Origin of the sequence: uncultured Imperialibacter sp. (assembly GCF_963974565.1) — a bacterium.
Classification (GTDB): Bacteria; Bacteroidota; Bacteroidia; order Cytophagales; family Cyclobacteriaceae; genus Imperialibacter; species Imperialibacter roseus.
Genome location: NZ_CAXBCJ010000022.1, coordinates 38,155 through 54,319, shown reverse-complemented (window position 1 = coordinate 54,319; position 16,165 = coordinate 38,155). Strand labels below are relative to the sequence as shown.

The window sequence follows — 16,165 nt, the reverse complement described above, 5'->3', positions numbered from 1 at the left end:
GTTATTTGATTTTCTTGTAAACAGCTTCGGCTATCAGGCTTGCTCCGGCGGCATTGGGATGCACTCCGTCAGGAAACATTTCGGGATGCCCCGACAACGCCTTGTAAAGGTCAATCGTTTTCAATTTGGCCTCTTTTGCCGTTTGCTCCACTCTGGGAATTACGCCTCCTTTTACCACTTCCTCGGTAATATTAAAAGCGTCTTTGTAAACCGGCACCGGCAGGCAAATGTAAATTTTTGGCTGGCTGGGCAACGAAGCAAATGACTGGATAAACTCCAGGTACTCGTCAATAAAGTCTCCCTTGTATTTCCAGTTTTGTGGCTTGCTGTCGTTCGTGCCCAGCTTGATAACAACAATATCAGGCTGCCAGGCCAACACCTCTTTGTACTTCGGTTCGTTCCAATAGGGAAAGTCGCCTTGCTTCAAAAGCGTTCGGCCGCTGATGCCGTAGTTTCTAACGTCATAGCCATTGCCCAGCAGCTTGCCCAGCACCTGAGGATATCGTTTTTCTTCCTCGTCAATGCCATGACCTTCAGTGATGCTGTCGCCAACACAAGCCACTTTGATTGGTTGGGCTTTAACCATAAAAAAACCTGCAAGCATAAGTGTAAGAAGAATGGATTTCATAGGACAGCGTTTAAGTAGCTGGTAAAATTTCAGCCTTTACTTCACCAAAACCAATTCTTATCCCATCTTTTTCTGCAAAGCCACGCATGGTTACCGTGTCACCATCCTGAAGAAAGCTTCTTGTGCTACCATCCGGCATTGGAATGGGCTTCGTTCCTTTCCAGGCCAGCTCCAGCATGGATCCATAGCTATCGGGCGTTGGGCCACTGATGGTGCCGGAAGCATACATATCGCCAACATTGATATTGCATCCGTTGATAGTATGGTGGGCTAGCTGCTGGCGGATGTTCCAGTACATGTGTTTGAAGTTGGATCGGCACACCACTTTCTCGGCACCTCCTTTTGGCTGAATCCCCACTTCGAGGTTGATATCAAAGTTGTTGAGACCTTCGGCCTTCAGGTAAGACAAAACTTCCGGTTCCTGCGTTGGGCCCGCCACTCTAAATGGCTTCAGTGCATCGAGGGTCACCACCCACGGCGACACAGACGACGCAAAATTTTTGGCAAGAAACGGCCCGAGCGGCACATACTCCCATGCTTGCATGTCTCTGGCCGACCAATCGTTGAAAAGTACAAAGCCGAAAATGTAGTCATCAGCTTCCGATGTAGAAATGCTTTCACCCAGCTTGTTCTCTTTGCAGGTGATAAATGCCATTTCTAATTCGAAGTCGAGGCGCCCACTCGGCCCAAACACCGGCTGGTCTTTGTCGCCATCTTTTCGCTGCCCTTTCGGCCGACGTATAGGTTCCCCGCTGACAATGATGGACGACGCCCTGCCATGATAGCCCACCGGCAAGTGCTTCCAGTTAGGCAGCAAGGCATTAGCCGGATCACGAAACATGGTGCCTACATTGGTGGCGTGCTCTTTGCTGGAGTAGAAATCGGTGTAGTCCCGCACCAGCACCGGCATGAGCATTTTCGCCTCTTTCATCGGCACCAGCAGGTCAGCCAGCAAATCCTCCTCATCCTGGAGATCTTCATTTTCAACATTGAGAAGGTCGGCTATTCTGTTCCTCACCTCAGTGATCTTTTCCTTTCCGTAGGCCATCAATTCATTCAGGTAGGGTTGGGCGAACACCGATTCCGGTATATGAAGCGCCTCCAGAAACCCTTCGTGGGCCAGCATTTTGAGGTCAAGCACATAGTCGCCGATGGCCACACCAACTCTTGGCTGGGTGTCCGCTGTTTGAAAAATACCGAAGGGAAGGTTTTGAATGGGGAAGTCAGACCCTGGCCTGACTTCTACCCATGATTTTAATGAGGGATCGTTTGCTGTTATAATCATCTTTGGGTCTTGTTCTTTCAACTACAGCAAAGTTAAAAGAATGATCAAGGAATCTTAATTAGTAAAGTCCCTGAGCCACCAGTACCGCTTCGAGAATTCCGTTGGGCAATTCAAAGCCGCTAAAGAAGATGCCCACACCAAACACTTTGTTCTTGTCGTTGATCACGCTCAAAGCCACCGGAAGACCACATACAGATACCATGCTGTAGAAGAAGGAGAAAAGTAAAAGCAATACGATGGTTACGTATGAGTTTTCTACAAAGTAAATGGCGTAGATGATAGCAAAGATGGCTATGATACTAATCAACAACGAAATGTAAATTGGACGTTTTTCAACCATTCGGCTTATCGGCAGTGAGAATACAGCTGAGAGGAAGAGCACTATGGAAATAATCACACTACTGCTTACGTCAAATACGTGTCCTATTTTAGGCTCCAACCAACCTGGAAACAAGTTGAAAAGAATCGTAGTGGACACCCCAAAAGCCAAACCGACAATAAATGCATAAGTATAGTCAGATTTCTTTGTGTCCTCTTTCTTTACGTCAGTCACAATACCGTCCAGGCTATTGCCCATGTTCTTTTTCATCAAGAAGCCTGAACCGGCTGTAATTATGCCTCCAACAACGAAAGTAATTGGCGCTCCCAGGAAATCCACCAGATCGACAATCACTGGCTCGAGAGCATACAACGCACCATACACAATAGTGATAATGGCCATCGCCCTTGGTAATTTATTTGATGGTGCAAACAGGTCAATCGTAGAAATAGCAGGGCTGGTGAAAATACTCATGGAGGCCAGCCAGAATACAATAAGGATAGGAAGTATCCATTTAAAGGTTTCTCCCGGATCCATGATCAGCGTAAATGCCACAGACATAAAAACCATGGCCGCAGCACTGATACCAGCACTAATGATCGGAAGTCTGTTGCCCTTTGATTTTCTGAACCGGTCACCCAAAAGTCCGGCAATAGGTGGGGTAACCACCATAATAATACCCTGAGCTATAAAAAGAAATAGAGTGAGGTCAGTAAAATTGTATTTATGAAGGAGTATTGGCTGGTAGTTGTAGTAGGCAATCCAGCCGATAATGACCGATGCATAAAGGGCTACGAGGCTCCATAGTTGCTTCCATTGAATTTCGCCAGAGGTTGAAGGTGCTGTTGCAGTTAATTCCATTTTAGTTGTTAATTAATTCGTTTTTGTAAGGTTACTAATGTTCAAAGAAACATTATGAAGCTACTTACGTGAAGAAACCTTCAATTGGATTTCTTGTTTTGAAAATTTTAGCCCAATGAATTAAGTGCCCAGGTGGCGACCACTATACACATTAACATCGCCAGGCTTCCAGCAGGAGGGCACGTCTGGATTCAAAAAGCTCCTCAGCCTAAGTTAACCCATTAATTATCAGAACTCAAATATTCGAGTCGAACGCTACCTGCCAGCCATTCTTCGCACTCTTGCGCCAAACCAACAGATATTTCCCCTGGTAACTCCCCGAGCACTGCCCAATTTCAAATGCCAGGTCTGAGGTCGCCGTTTTAGTTACCAGCGGCGTCAGGTTCAATTGGTAGCTGGAGTTACCCATATATCCGTATTCTTTTGCTATCGCTTCAGTGCCCACAACCAACGGTTTATGATTATAGTACAAAGCGTCGGGCATATACCGCTCGGCTACCAACTTCAAAGGATCGTGCTCATTACAAACCCGAATCCACTCGTCTTTTGCCGCATCGATCGCCTCGTGGCCTACATTGTCTTCGCTTTCAGACTTCGCAAGTACTTCAAGTTCCCTCAGTGGCCTACCCTCCTTTTGGTTCCAGATGACAAGTTGAATATAGTTTTCATTGTTAGCTCTAAAAGTGATTATCTCATAGCCAATGTGCGTACTAGCGTTAAAGGCTGCAATAGAAGTCAATGACTCCACCCTTTCCCACCTTCGGTTTTTATAGAAGTCGGAAATGTTATCTACATCTATGGTTTTCAATCCCTCACTATCAGCATGCACCACAATGGCCTTGTCTGTATATTTCTTGCCGAGGTCGACTTCCTCTGACGTCACAGCCTTCATCCAGGCAGCCTTCTCAGCGCCGTGATTACCTGACTGAGCGTACACCAAAATGTCGCAAACCAAAAAGGCTATCACCAATACTTTCCGCATTAAGTTTATCATAGTCATCTGGAAAAATATAAGTCGATAACACTAATCTCCATAAACTTCGAAAGTTTAACAAAGCAGGGGGAGTCACACCCTCATTCTTTCAGATTTTGATTACTTTTGCCCCTCGAATTTCAACAAAAGAAGATACAGACACTTTATGGCACTGGCTACCAAATACGACCCGACTCAGGTAGAGGACAAATGGTACAAGCACTGGATGGAACAAGGTTTTTTCAAAGCCACACCCAATCCGGACAAGAAACCTTACACAATCGTCATCCCTCCACCAAACGTCACCGGCGTATTGCACATGGGCCATATGCTCAATAACACGATTCAGGACATACTCATCCGTAAGGCCCGTATGCAGGGCTTTGAGGCTTGCTGGGTACCGGGCACCGACCATGCCTCTATCGCTACGGAAGCCAAGGTGGTAGCCATGCTGCGTGAAAAAGGCATCAAGAAATCGGAGATCGGCAGAGACGAGTTCATGAAGTATGCCTGGGAATGGAAAGAAAAATACGGCGGCATCATCCTGGAGCAGCTCAAAAAGCTGGGTGCCAGCTGCGACTGGGATCGTACGGCATTCACCATGGACCCCGACTACTATAAAGCGGTAATCCGGGTATTCGTTGACCTGCACAAGAAGGGTTACATATACCGTGGCCTGCGCATGATCAACTGGGACTGCGAAGCCAAAACTGCCCTTTCCAACGAAGAAGTAATCTACAAGGAGGACGGCGAGAAGTCGCTGCTTTACTCTGTAAAATATGCCATCAAAGGCAGCCCCGATGAGTTTGTAGTCATTGCGACGCAGCGGCCAGAAACCATTATGGGTGACACTGCCATTGCTGTCAACCCAACAGATGAGCGTTACAGGCATTTGATCGGCAAGCATGCCCTTGTGCCTTTTATCAATAGGGAAATTCCGATCATTGCCGACGACTACGTTGACAAGGAGTTTGGTACCGGCTGCCTGAAAGTAACACCTGCCCATGACCCCAATGACTACGAGATTGGACAGCGCCACAACCTGCAGGTAATCGACACCATCGACCTCGACGGCACATTGAACGAAAAGTGTGAAGTGCCTGCTTATGTAGGCAGAGATCGCTTTGTGGTAAGGAAAATGGTCGTAAAAGACCTCGACGCTGCTGGCATCCTTGTTGGGTCAGAGGAGTTCGTTACCAGAATAGGTCGCTCCGAGAGAACCAACACCGTGGTGGAACCCAAGCTTTCGCTACAGTGGTTCATTAAAATGAAAGATATTTCCACCCGTGCTTACAAAGCGGTGATGGACGATGAGGTGAAACTGCATCCCAACAAGTTCAAGAACACCTATGCGTACTGGATGGAAAACGTGCGTGACTGGTGTATCAGTCGGCAGCTTTGGTGGGGTCACCGCATTCCCGCTTACTACTACGGCGAAGGCGAAAACGACTTTGTGGTAGCCGAAACCATTGAAGAAGCTTTGGAAATGGCCAAAAAGGCAAGTGGCAATGCTGCAATGAAGGCTGAAGAGCTGAAGCAAGACTCCGATGTGCTGGACACCTGGGCGTCGAGTTGGTTGTGGCCTACTGAGACCTTTGGCGGCTTTGCCGACGAAAGCTTCGACAAGGCAACAGGCAAAATCGACTTATCAAAAACCAAAGACCTAGGCTACTTCTACCCTACCGACACGCTGGTTACAGCTCCGGAAATCCTGTTCTTCTGGGTGGCCCGTATGATCATTGCAGGCTATGAGTATACTGATCAACGTCCGTTTAAAGATGTGTACCTCACAGGCATTGTGCGTGACAAGCAGCGCCGAAAAATGTCGAAGTCGCTGGGCAACTCGCCCGACCCGCTCGACCTCATCCGTGACTTCGGCGCCGACGGGGTGCGCACCGGCATGCTTTTCAGCTCGCCGGCAGGCAACGACCTGTTGTTTGACGAGAAGCTGGTGGAGCAGGGCCGCAACTTCTCCAACAAGATTTGGAACGCCTACCGCCTGGTAAGTGGCTGGGAAATAGATGACAGCCTTTCGGGCAAGGACAACGAAATGGCCATTCGCTGGTTCGAGAGTCGTTTCAACCAGGCCCTTGCAGAGCTGGAAGACCACTTCGAGAAGTTCCGCATGAGCGATGCGCTCATGACGGTATACAAGCTCATTTGGGACGACTATTGCAGCTGGTACCTGGAAATGATTAAGCCTGCCTACCAGGCACCGATTGACAGAGCCACTTACGATGCCACTATCAGGTTATTTGAAGACCTGATGAAGGTACTTCACCCATTTATGCCTTTCCTTACCGAAGAGCTGTGGCATGCCATGAAAGAAAGAAGCGACAAAGACTGCATCATCGTAGCCGAATGGCCGGAGAAAAAGCCATTTGATGCGGAGCTGCTGGAGCAGGCCAGCTGGGCATTTGAAGCGGTGGGGCAGTGCCGGAACACAAGAAATGCAAAAGGATTGTCTCCCAAAGAGGCGCTGGAACTGCTGATTAATACACAAAAGAAGGAATTATACGAATCTTTCATGCCCATCATGCAGAAGCTGGGCAACCTGAGCTCTGTAACTTTCACCTCCGACAAAGTGGATAATGCCACGCAGTTTGTGATCAAAGGTGACGAGTTCTATATCCCTATGAGCGAGAAGATTGACGTGGAGGCTGAGCGAAAGAAAATGGAAGAAGAACTGGCCTACACCAAGGGCTTTCTGGCTTCTGTAATGAAGAAGCTCAGCAACGAACGTTTTGTGGCCGGTGCACCCGAGCAGGTAGTAGCCATGGAAAAGCAGAAGATGGCAGATGCCGAAGGGAAGATCAAGAGTTTGGAAGAGGCGTTGAAGAACTTCTGATTCGCAGATTTACGATTTGAGATTAGGCTTCGAGGCTTTAGATGATAATGGAAACCGGGTGGAGACGCCCGGTTTTTTATTTTATGAAGTAGGTTTAGATTCATCTGCGATCTTATACACCACCCTATTGTTAAAATCAAATTTAGCACTCAGTACGATTCGGCGTGAAACCAAGTGATTGAAGCAAAAGCTTCATACGCTGTTTTAACCATCGCATTCGCTGAATATTTCCAGCGATCTAAATAATTTTTAGGAAATTATCGCACGTTCGCCAATTGAGACAGTAAGGGTTTTTTAGATTAAAAATTTGACTTTTTTGGTGATTCTGAAGCAGCGGATTGCCAAAACTTGACGTACGATTTGCACAGAGTTGTGATTCAATAACTCTTGCAAATCGACACATCATTTTTAACTACACAAAACCTGAACCATTCTATGAGGAAAACACTACTAATTGTTGTTTTGCTTTCCATTCGCCTAATTGCCTCAGCTCAATTATCATTAGCCGACCTAAAACTGAGCAACAAGCTTTACACAGGAAAAGCCGGGCAAATACTTAATGAAATATCCGCTGAGCTGAATGTTGATATTGTCAACCATGCCGAAGAGGTGAATCCGGTTTGGTACACCTTTCGTGGAATGAACACCTCGGTGGAAGCATTTCTTGATAGGCTGTGTAAAGAATACAAGCTCAAATACGTCATTGATCAAGAGCAAGTAATTCATATTTATGACAGAAAAGCTGACACCTCTGCCGTCAAAGTTTCATCATCGGTCAATCTGGAGTCAACTGCACCACCTGAATCATTCAACTTTACCCTATCAGGCTATGTCAAGGATGCTTTTAGTGGTGAAAACCTGCCCTATGCCACAATTGCCGTAAAAGGATCACTTCTGGGCACTCAAACCAATGCCAACGGCTTCTTCTCTTTAGTGGGCGTCCCTTCTGATACGGTGTTGCTTGAAGTGCGGTACATCGGCTATAACACCACGTCGATAAGGCTCAACCCCAGTTTACCCAAATCGGGGCTCATCATTGAGGTGGAGCCAGCCTCAACGGAGTTGCAGGAAGTAGTGGTACAAAGTGAGAGGGAAGACCTCATGCAAATTGATGCTGCGGAAGGTTTGAGTCTCTTAAAAATGTCGCCCAAACAAATGAGTAAATTGCCCAATGTAGGGGAAAAAGACATGATGCGAGCCCTTCAGCTAATGCCGGGGATATCTGCAAGTAATGAGTCATCGTCCGGCTTATACGTCAGGGGTGGTACTCCGGATCAAAACCTGGTTCTATACGATGGTTTCACGGTGTACCAGGTTGACCACCTTTATGGCTTCTTCTCTGCTTTTAACTCAAACGCATTAAAAGATATCCAGCTTTACAAGGGTGGCTTTGAAAGCAGGTTTGGAGGAAGGCTGTCGAGCGTGACAGAAATTACCGGAAAAGATGGCAATGACAAAGCGCTTAACGCAGGTGCTGAAATAAGCCTTCTTGGTTTAAATGGATTTATAGAGGGGCCTATTGGCGGAAAAACTACGTTTCTGCTGGCGGCCAGAAGGTCCTATAAAGGCCCCATTTACAATAAGATTTTTGATAAATTCAACGATAACAGCACTACGAACAATGCCCAGGCTGGAAGCGGATTTGGCGGGCCCGGCGGTGGTCGTGGCTTTGCCAATTTCCAGACCAAAGCCTCCTCTTTCTTTTACGACATTAACACCAAAATAACGTACAAACTAACGCCTAAGGATAATATATCCTTCAGTGTATTTAATGGCACCGACAAACTTGACAATGGCTTCGACCTCGATAATAGCAGCTTGCCAAGTTTTGGTGGCGGTAGCGGCCAGGGCGGCGGGAGAGACTTTTCAGTTTCGAACACTGACCTGACCAAGTATGGGAATACAGGACTTAGTCTCAAATGGAATCGCACCTGGACCGACAGGTTATACGGATCGACACTGGCTTCCTATTCTTATTATTTCAGTGACAGAGATCTAACAAATTCAGTTTCAATTTCAAACGATAGTGGCGACGATCAAACTGTCAGATTCGGAACCCTCGAAAACAACGATTTGCGGGATTTTTCGCTAAAGTCAGACTACACGTACGACTTGTCCAATGAGCACCACCTCGGGTTTGGCGCATTTGCCAGCAAGCTGCTCATCGACTATACGTTCAGCCAAAACGATACGTCGACTATCCTCGACAAAAACGATCGGGGGCTTGTCGCAGGTTTTTACCTGCAGGACAAAATGAAACTGATGGAAAATAAGCTCACAGTCGTGCCGGGGGCAAGACTCTCCTATTTTGATATGACCGGGAAACCCTACCTGGAGCCGAGGTTGAGCGCCTCCTATTCACTTACAGCGGGATTTACCGTAAGAGCTTCAACCGGCAGATTTTACCAATTTGCCAACCGGATCACACGTGAAGATATACTTTCAGGGTCAAGAGATTTTTGGATTCTTTCAAATGACGAAAACATCCCTGTAAGCTCCTCAGAGCATTATATATTAGGCGGTTCCTATGAAACTAAAAAGTTGCTATTCAGCGTTGAAGGCTACTACAAACAACTTCATAGCCTGTCGGAGTATTCTCTTAGATTTAATACCAGCCCCAGAGAGATCAGCCTTGAAGAGAACTTCTACAATGGAGACGGTTATGCAAAAGGTATAGAGTTCTTAGTGCAGAAAAAATACGGCGACTTTACAGGATGGGCAAGCTATACCCTGGGACAAACAAGGAATAAGTTTGCAGTATACTCCGACGACTACTTTCCGGCTAATCAGGACGTGACCCACGAGTTCAAAGCAGTTTCCATCTACAGCATAAAGAGATGGAGTTTCTCAGCAACCTGGGTCCACGCCACAGGGCGCCCCTACACAGCGCCATCAGGCGCCTATAGCATTACATTACTCGATGGCACTACCAGCGACTACTTTTCCACAACAGATAAGAATTCACTCCGGTTTCCCAATTATCACCGACTCGACCTCGCAGCTACCTACACCTTCTCCTCCGCCGATCGGGAACGGGAAATTGGCGGGCTTTCATTTTCTATTTTCAACTTATATGACCACACCAATGTGTGGTACAAGCAATACAGCATAGTCGACTCAGAAATTATCGAAACAAATGTGACCTATTTGGGCATTACCCCCAATCTAACCTTAACGCTTAAGCTCCGATAACTATGAAAGCCAGATTAATAATTCTAATCGCAGTTGTCGCATTCACTTTCGCCTGCACCGACGATAGCACACCGTCTTTTAAAGATGAGTTGGTCGTAGAAGCCTACCTGACGGAAGGGGCAACTTTAAGCCTCAAAGTTTCTCATCAGGTGCCTCTTGATACAAGTATTACTGTGGGTACTGATGACATTGACGGACTAGCCATTACCATTTCTGATGACCAGACGAGCTATCAGCTTCAATCTGCTGGTGAAGGTATTTACTTCAGCTCTGATTTGTTAGTTAAATCTGGCACAACATACAATGTGTCTTTTCAATACAAAGACCAAGTTGTGACAGGTTCTACAACTGTCCCATCAAGTCCCCGGGATGTTACTCAGTCAGCCACCAGCATCAATGTGCCCAGCTTTGGAAACTTTACGCCGGGGTCGGGTTCAGGCTTCACTTTTCCAGATCCGGTGGAGATAAGCTGGACCAACGATGACGCATCGTACTACCTTGTGGTGGTGGAGAATATCGACGACAACCCTACTGCTATTAACGATTTTGGCGGAGAAGAGCCTCCTTCCAGAGTTTTCAGAAACGAACCTATTCAAAGTGACGCCTATCAAATTAATTCCCAACAGTTTCAATATACCGGTCGCCATAATATCATCATATTTCACCTGAACCCGGAATATGCGGCACTGTATCAAAACAACAGCACAAGCTCTCAAAACCTGAATGCGCCACAAACCAATTTAACCAATGCAAAAGGGGTTTTCACCGCTACGAGTTCCGACACACTCCAGATAACCGTAACTAGTAATTAGTCTATCAGAGGGAAAAAAGTGTCGGTATAACGCCGCTTTTCTCTAACTGTCATTTACATTGTAAAACTGTGGCGCAATCTGTCTCTTTGTACTAGACAGTCTCCGGGTAGAGTACCATACCCCATCCTGAAAAACCCTGAGAGGATCCGGAAAAGAACTTATACTTGGAAGACTTTTTGAAATTATTTCAAACCTTTGAAGAAAAGTCATTTCAACCGGTTGAATTCAAATTTAAGGTAATTCCAATCGCAAATCGATTTAGCAACTGATGAGAGGGTCTCACAAGGGCCTTTGCCCACTAGGGAACAACTTTCTGTGAAGGACACAACTACTACCAAGCTTTTTGAAAACATCTCCAACTCCCTATCTGAAACCAATATTCCAACTTTTATGTATCTTTAACTATGAACTGGCAAGATCGAATCGTTTCTGATAAGAATATCTTACTTGGCAAACCCACCATCAAGGGTACCCGCATTTCTGTGGAGTTCGTTCTTGATCGGCTGGCAAACGGGTGGACTGAGCACATGCTATTGGAAAGCTATCCGCACTTAAGTAAAGAAGATTTACAGGCAGTGTTCGCCTACTTGAATGATTGCGTCAAAGATGGATTACTGGTAGAAATTAGATCCTAGGCCTGTAGTGAAATTCTTAGCCAATGAAAATTTTTCCGGGCCAAGCGTAAAATTCCTTCGCTCGAAGGGGGTTGACATCGAATGGATTGCCAAATCCTCTCAAGGAATCGACGACCATCGGGTAATGACTTTGGCGATACTAGAGCAAAGAACTATTCTCACCCACGATAGCGACTACGGCGAGTTGGTTTTCAAACATGGCCACAAACCAAAAAATGGTGTGGTTTATTTTCGGCTAAATGAATTCTTGCCAGAAGACCCAGCCAAAATATTGCTTAAGTTAATTGAGTCTAGCCATGATTTTACAAACCACCTCACTGTGATAGATTCTAGTTCCATACGAGAGAGAATATATTGACCTTCCGCAACGAAGTTTTAAGAATCTTGCCATGAAAGCCCATTTGATCGGAATTTTTATCTGCGTTAGTTGCACCGTTCTCGCTCAATCCAAAGATGTGCAGAACCGAGAGATCGTCGACTACAGAAGTCATATCACCTACTACAAGGCAATTGGGAAGCCCCAGCAACACTTTGCTGGTTTATATTACCCCGATGATCAGTTCAAAAAAGGAGTAATTCTGATTGGCAACGACCTTACTTCAGACACATTGATGATGAGGTATCATAAGCTCAACGATGCAATAGAAATAAAGAGCGCCGATGAAGTGTTTGAGATTCGCCCCACCAGTGGCGCAAGCGAAATACATATCGAAAAGCTGGTACTCGTTTCCGAAGCATTTGAGTTCAAAGGAGTAACCAGATTCGGTTTTTTCGAATTACTGAGACGAGGTCAGAATGAGTTGCTCGCAAAGGAAATCTACAAACCGGACCCTGGTATCATGCATGATGCCGCAAGTTCAAATCATAGGATGCCAATTTATGTACCTGTCGGGAGTAGCTATCTGAGTGCAGCTGAAAGCACTCCGGCGGGGTTCAAATTTCTTGCAGAGGACTTTGAGCAACGCTTTTACTTTACAACTGAAAATGCTGGCATGAGCGAAGTCAGAAAACTTAAGAAGTTTATCAATCTGCTCCCCGGTCATCATGAGGAGCTTCTTCGCTTCTCGAAAAAAAATAAGCTCAAAAAGAACCGGGAAGGGCTGGTTGCCCTCGTCAACTATTACGATTCGCTGAATAAATACTAAGTGGTTCTCGCTCATCAAGCGTCAGTTGTCACCAACTAGTCTCTCCTCAAAAAAGCCCTCATGTAAACTTTTTTCCTACCTTTCACCTTTTATTAATTCACAAATTGAAGTTAACGAATGAAAATCGGCAAAGAAAAAGTGGTTTCCATCCACTACACACTGAAAGACAACGAAGGCACCACGCTTGACTCAAGCGTTGGCGATCAGCCCTTACTATACATTCACGGCATTGGCAATCTGATTCCTGGAATGGAAGAAGGCCTGGATGGAAAAGTAAAAGGAGACAAAGTAGAAATTAAAGTGAGCCCTGAGAAAGGCTATGGCGTTCGTGATGAACGAATGATCCAGAAAATGCCCCGTACAGCCTTTGGTGACCAAAAGGTGGAAGTAGGCATGCAGTTCAATGCAGGCACTAAAAACGGTCAGCAGGTGGTGACTGTCACCAAAGTGGAAATGGATGGCATTACCATCGATGGCAACCATGCCCTGGCAGGAGTTGAACTCAACTTTTCAGTAGAGGTGCTCGACGTGCGTGATGCAAGCAAAGACGAACTGGCTCACGGCCATGTGCATGGGCCGGGTGGGCACCATCATTAACGAACCAATCAATATTAAGTAACGTCACCTCGATCCGACTCTGTTTTCCTCAAGGGAGACCCTTTCTACGTCGGTTCTCCTTCGGGATTCGAGGTGACGGTTCTTATTGAAATTCCAGCTGTCCATACGGCTGCCTCCTTCCATTTAAAATCCTTATTTTTGCGCTCTCTTAAACCAATACCATGAGCGTAGCATCTGAACTCGAAGCAAGAAGTGAATCAAAGTGTGAGCTTTGCCAAGCCATAGAAAACCTCTCTGTCTATCTCGTATCACCTGGCGAGAACGAAACCCTCGACAATAGCATCCTGGTGTGTGGTAAATGTCAGGCCCAACTCAACGAAAGTGAGCCAGCCGACCCCAATCACTGGCGGTGCCTGAACGACACCATCTGGAGCGAGGTGCCAGCCGTAAAGGTACAAGCCTATCGAATCCTTCATGGTCTAAGAGCTGAAGGCTGGCCACAGGACCTGCTTGACATGATGTATCTGGACGAGGAGGAACTAAAATGGGTACAAAGCACCCTTCTTCAAGATGGTGAGGCTGTCATTGTCCACAAAGACAGCAACGGCATGACCCTGGCCAATGGCGACACAGTGGTGCTCGTAAAAGACCTGGATGTAAAAGGCGGCGGCTTTACAGCCAAACGTGGGACGGCTGTCCGCAACATTTCGCTGGTCGCCGACAATGCTGAACAAATCGAAGGCAAAGTGAACGGCCAACAACTGGTGTTACTAACAAAGTTCTTAAAGAAGTCTTAGCTGCTAATGGAAATGTGGACGTGCCCCTTATGTAACCATAGCTTTTCCAGGGAAAACCAATATCACTCCTGCAACGATCGTACGCTGGAGAGCTTTCTGGAAAGACGAAAGCCGGAAATAGTAGAGCTTTTTTACTACTTCATTGATCAGTACAAGCAAATTGGCGACTTTGAGGTGCACCCTGCCAAAACACAGATTGGTTTTGGTACGAAACTAAGGTTTGGGTACATACCACGAGTGGGCAAAGAGTTTATTGATGTAGCCCTTACCCTGCCCAGAAAATACGAGGACAACCTTTGCTTCCATCGCATCGGCGAAGTACCCGGCATCGAGATTTATCAGCACTACCTACGGCTGATGCATAAAGACGACATCAACGACGAGGTGAAAAAATACATGAAGCTGGCACTGGACTATGGGAACAAGGAGTTCAACGACTGGTGATTTTTCCATAAAAAGTTTTTATTCTTTTTAAAACCTTCTGGTTTTCATCACGTAAAAGCTGGGAGCCAATTTTTTAAACATGTTCAACCATATCTGAAAACCAACCCCGGCTGGCATTCTTCCCCCTGTAAGCTTAAGGCTATGCTTTAGTTGACTCATTCTTTTATCTTTGTAATTAATGTTGAAAATGACCTTTTTAGCACTCGTGCTATGGATACCCTCGTTGGCTTTTGGCCAGACAGCAGGAGCCTCGTCGCCGGGTTCCAACGGCTCCAATCCCGGCCCGGCCCTGGAACACATCGATACGGTTGTCACCTCCTTCAAGCAAGGCAAATGGCAGCAGGTAGTCGCCATGTTCGATTCCATTGTCTCCAACAACTACTTTACCAACAACCAGCTCTACTATGCAGTAAGCAAAAGTCTGGAAAGCCTTTCCAGAGAAACGCCCGAACCCGCAAAAAAGGATTCGCTGATGCAAGCCTCAAAAAAGGTGTACGAGGCGAGTTTGGGCGAATGGGGCGAACAGGTAATGGAAGGTGGTGTGGATCTGAAAGTGTATTCTATAGTTGACAAAAACCCGGAGCCTGTAGGTGGCATGAAAAATTACACTACCTACCTGGAGCAAAACATGAACTACCCGCCCGACGCACTTCAGCAGAAGAAAGAAGGAAAGGTATTCCTGCAGTTTGTAGTTAACAAAGACGGCAGCATTGATGCCATCAAGGTGCAGCGTGGGCTGTGCAAGACCTGCAACGAAGAGGCAATCAGGCTCATAAAAGAGGGGCCTAAATGGACTCCCGGCAAGCAAAGCGGACAACCAGTGTTTGTGAGAATGGTGCTACCTGTCTCGTTCAATATAAGAGACTACTACCGGGCACTAAAGGTCAAGAACACTAACTAGAATAACGCTTAAGTGAGTTCTGTCTTTTGAAAGCTTTGATTAGATTTATGTATCAGAACCATTCGTCTAACCAAGCTGATCGCTATGCCAGGGATATCCAAATCCACTTTTCAATTCCTAAAAGAACTCAAAGACAACAATAACCGGGAGTGGTTCACAGAAAACAAGAAGAGGTATGAAGCCGCAAAAGCTGAATTCGAAGTTTTCATCGATGCCCTTATTGCAAAAATCGTTGAGTTTGATCCCACAATAGGCCATCACAAAGCCAAAGATTGTGTTTTCCGCATCTATAGAGATGTGCGCTTTTCCAAAGACAAGTCTCCTTACAAAACTCACTTTGGCGCACACGTGACAGCTGCGGCAAAACGGTCTGAAATCCATACAAGGGCCGGGTACTACATCCATCTGGAACCAGGCGGCTCCATGCTGGCGGGCGGTGCCTATCTGCCAGAGAAAGACTGGCTAAAAAGCATCAGACAGGAAATAGACTACAATGGTGCAGAGCTTCATAAAATACTCGATAGCAAAGAGTTTAAAGCCACTTTTGGTCAGATTGAGGGAGAAGCCCTGAAAACAACTCCCAAAGGGTACGAAGCGGATCACCCGGAAATAGCGCTTCTGAAGCAAAAGAGCTTTCTGGCTACCCATAAGCCGAGCGACAGCCAGGTTGTTGCTGGCGATTTTTTGGATCATGCTGCGAAAGTCTTTAAAGTATTACAGCCCTTTGATGAGTTCCTTAATAAAAGTAAGGAATAGATAATATGGCA

Annotated in this window: 14 protein-coding genes; 10 read left to right on the top strand and 4 right to left on the bottom strand. The window is 46.2% G+C overall.

Annotation, left to right across the window (positions count from 1 at the left end; translation table 11 throughout):
• Window position 1 precedes the first annotated feature (1 nt).
• The 4 genes from AAC052_RS23480 to AAC052_RS23465 all read right to left on the bottom strand — a co-directional run bounded on the left by AAC052_RS23480 (window position 2) and on the right by AAC052_RS23465 (window position 4,075).
• Window positions 2–628, bottom strand: a complete 627-nt coding sequence (locus AAC052_RS23480; RefSeq protein WP_339815701.1) for a GDSL-type esterase/lipase family protein — start codon at window positions 626–628, stop codon at window positions 2–4.
• Window positions 629–638: 10 nt separating this feature from the next.
• Window positions 639–1,913, bottom strand: coding sequence for a fumarylacetoacetase (gene fahA / locus AAC052_RS23475; RefSeq protein WP_339815700.1), 1,275 nt, complete (start codon window positions 1,911–1,913; stop codon window positions 639–641).
• 58 nt (window positions 1,914–1,971) lie between these two features.
• Entirely contained in the window at window positions 1,972–3,093 is a 1,122-nt protein-coding gene (locus AAC052_RS23470) for an MFS transporter (RefSeq protein WP_317490646.1), read from the bottom strand.
• Between the two features lie 235 nt (window positions 3,094–3,328).
• On the bottom strand, window positions 3,329–4,075 hold the full coding sequence (locus AAC052_RS23465) for a hypothetical protein (protein WP_339815698.1): 747 nt from the start codon (window positions 4,073–4,075) through the stop codon (window positions 3,329–3,331).
• Window positions 4,076–4,232: 157 nt separating this feature from the next.
• Between AAC052_RS23465 and AAC052_RS23460 the strand changes: the two genes are divergently transcribed.
• From AAC052_RS23460 to AAC052_RS23415, 10 genes are all read left to right on the top strand, one after another.
• On the top strand, window positions 4,233–6,914 hold the full coding sequence (locus tag AAC052_RS23460; RefSeq protein WP_339815696.1) for a valine--tRNA ligase: 2,682 nt from the start codon (window positions 4,233–4,235) through the stop codon (window positions 6,912–6,914).
• A gap of 435 nt (window positions 6,915–7,349) precedes the next feature.
• Entirely contained in the window at window positions 7,350–10,106 is a 2,757-nt protein-coding gene (locus tag AAC052_RS23455; RefSeq protein WP_339815695.1) for a TonB-dependent receptor, read from the top strand.
• 2 nt (window positions 10,107–10,108) lie between these two features.
• On the top strand, window positions 10,109–10,918 hold the full coding sequence (locus AAC052_RS23450; RefSeq protein WP_339815694.1) for a DUF4249 family protein: 810 nt from the start codon (window positions 10,109–10,111) through the stop codon (window positions 10,916–10,918).
• Between the two features lie 404 nt (window positions 10,919–11,322).
• Window positions 11,323–11,553 (top strand): DUF433 domain-containing protein, encoded by a 231-nt coding sequence (locus AAC052_RS23445; RefSeq protein ID WP_317490640.1) that lies wholly within the window; start codon window positions 11,323–11,325, stop codon window positions 11,551–11,553.
• A gap of 389 nt (window positions 11,554–11,942) precedes the next feature.
• Window positions 11,943–12,698, top strand: a complete 756-nt coding sequence (locus tag AAC052_RS23440; protein WP_317490638.1) for a hypothetical protein — start codon at window positions 11,943–11,945, stop codon at window positions 12,696–12,698.
• Between the two features lie 117 nt (window positions 12,699–12,815).
• The gene (locus tag AAC052_RS23435; RefSeq protein ID WP_317490637.1) at window positions 12,816–13,295 is read left to right on the top strand and encodes a peptidylprolyl isomerase; all 480 of its coding nucleotides are present in this window, start codon (window positions 12,816–12,818) and stop codon (window positions 13,293–13,295) included.
• Between the two features lie 182 nt (window positions 13,296–13,477).
• On the top strand, window positions 13,478–14,053 hold the full coding sequence (locus AAC052_RS23430) for a PhnA domain-containing protein (protein ID WP_339815693.1): 576 nt from the start codon (window positions 13,478–13,480) through the stop codon (window positions 14,051–14,053).
• Window positions 14,054–14,059: 6 nt separating this feature from the next.
• Complete coding sequence (locus AAC052_RS23425; protein ID WP_339815692.1) at window positions 14,060–14,497, top strand: DUF5655 domain-containing protein; 438 nt, start codon at window positions 14,060–14,062, stop codon at window positions 14,495–14,497.
• Between the two features lie 187 nt (window positions 14,498–14,684).
• Entirely contained in the window at window positions 14,685–15,398 is a 714-nt protein-coding gene (locus AAC052_RS23420) for an energy transducer TonB (protein ID WP_317490634.1), read from the top strand.
• A gap of 84 nt (window positions 15,399–15,482) precedes the next feature.
• Window positions 15,483–16,154: a DUF2461 domain-containing protein gene (locus AAC052_RS23415; RefSeq protein ID WP_339815691.1), complete on the top strand. Its 672-nt coding sequence runs from the start codon at window positions 15,483–15,485 to the stop codon at window positions 16,152–16,154.
• Window positions 16,155–16,165 lie beyond the last annotated feature (11 nt).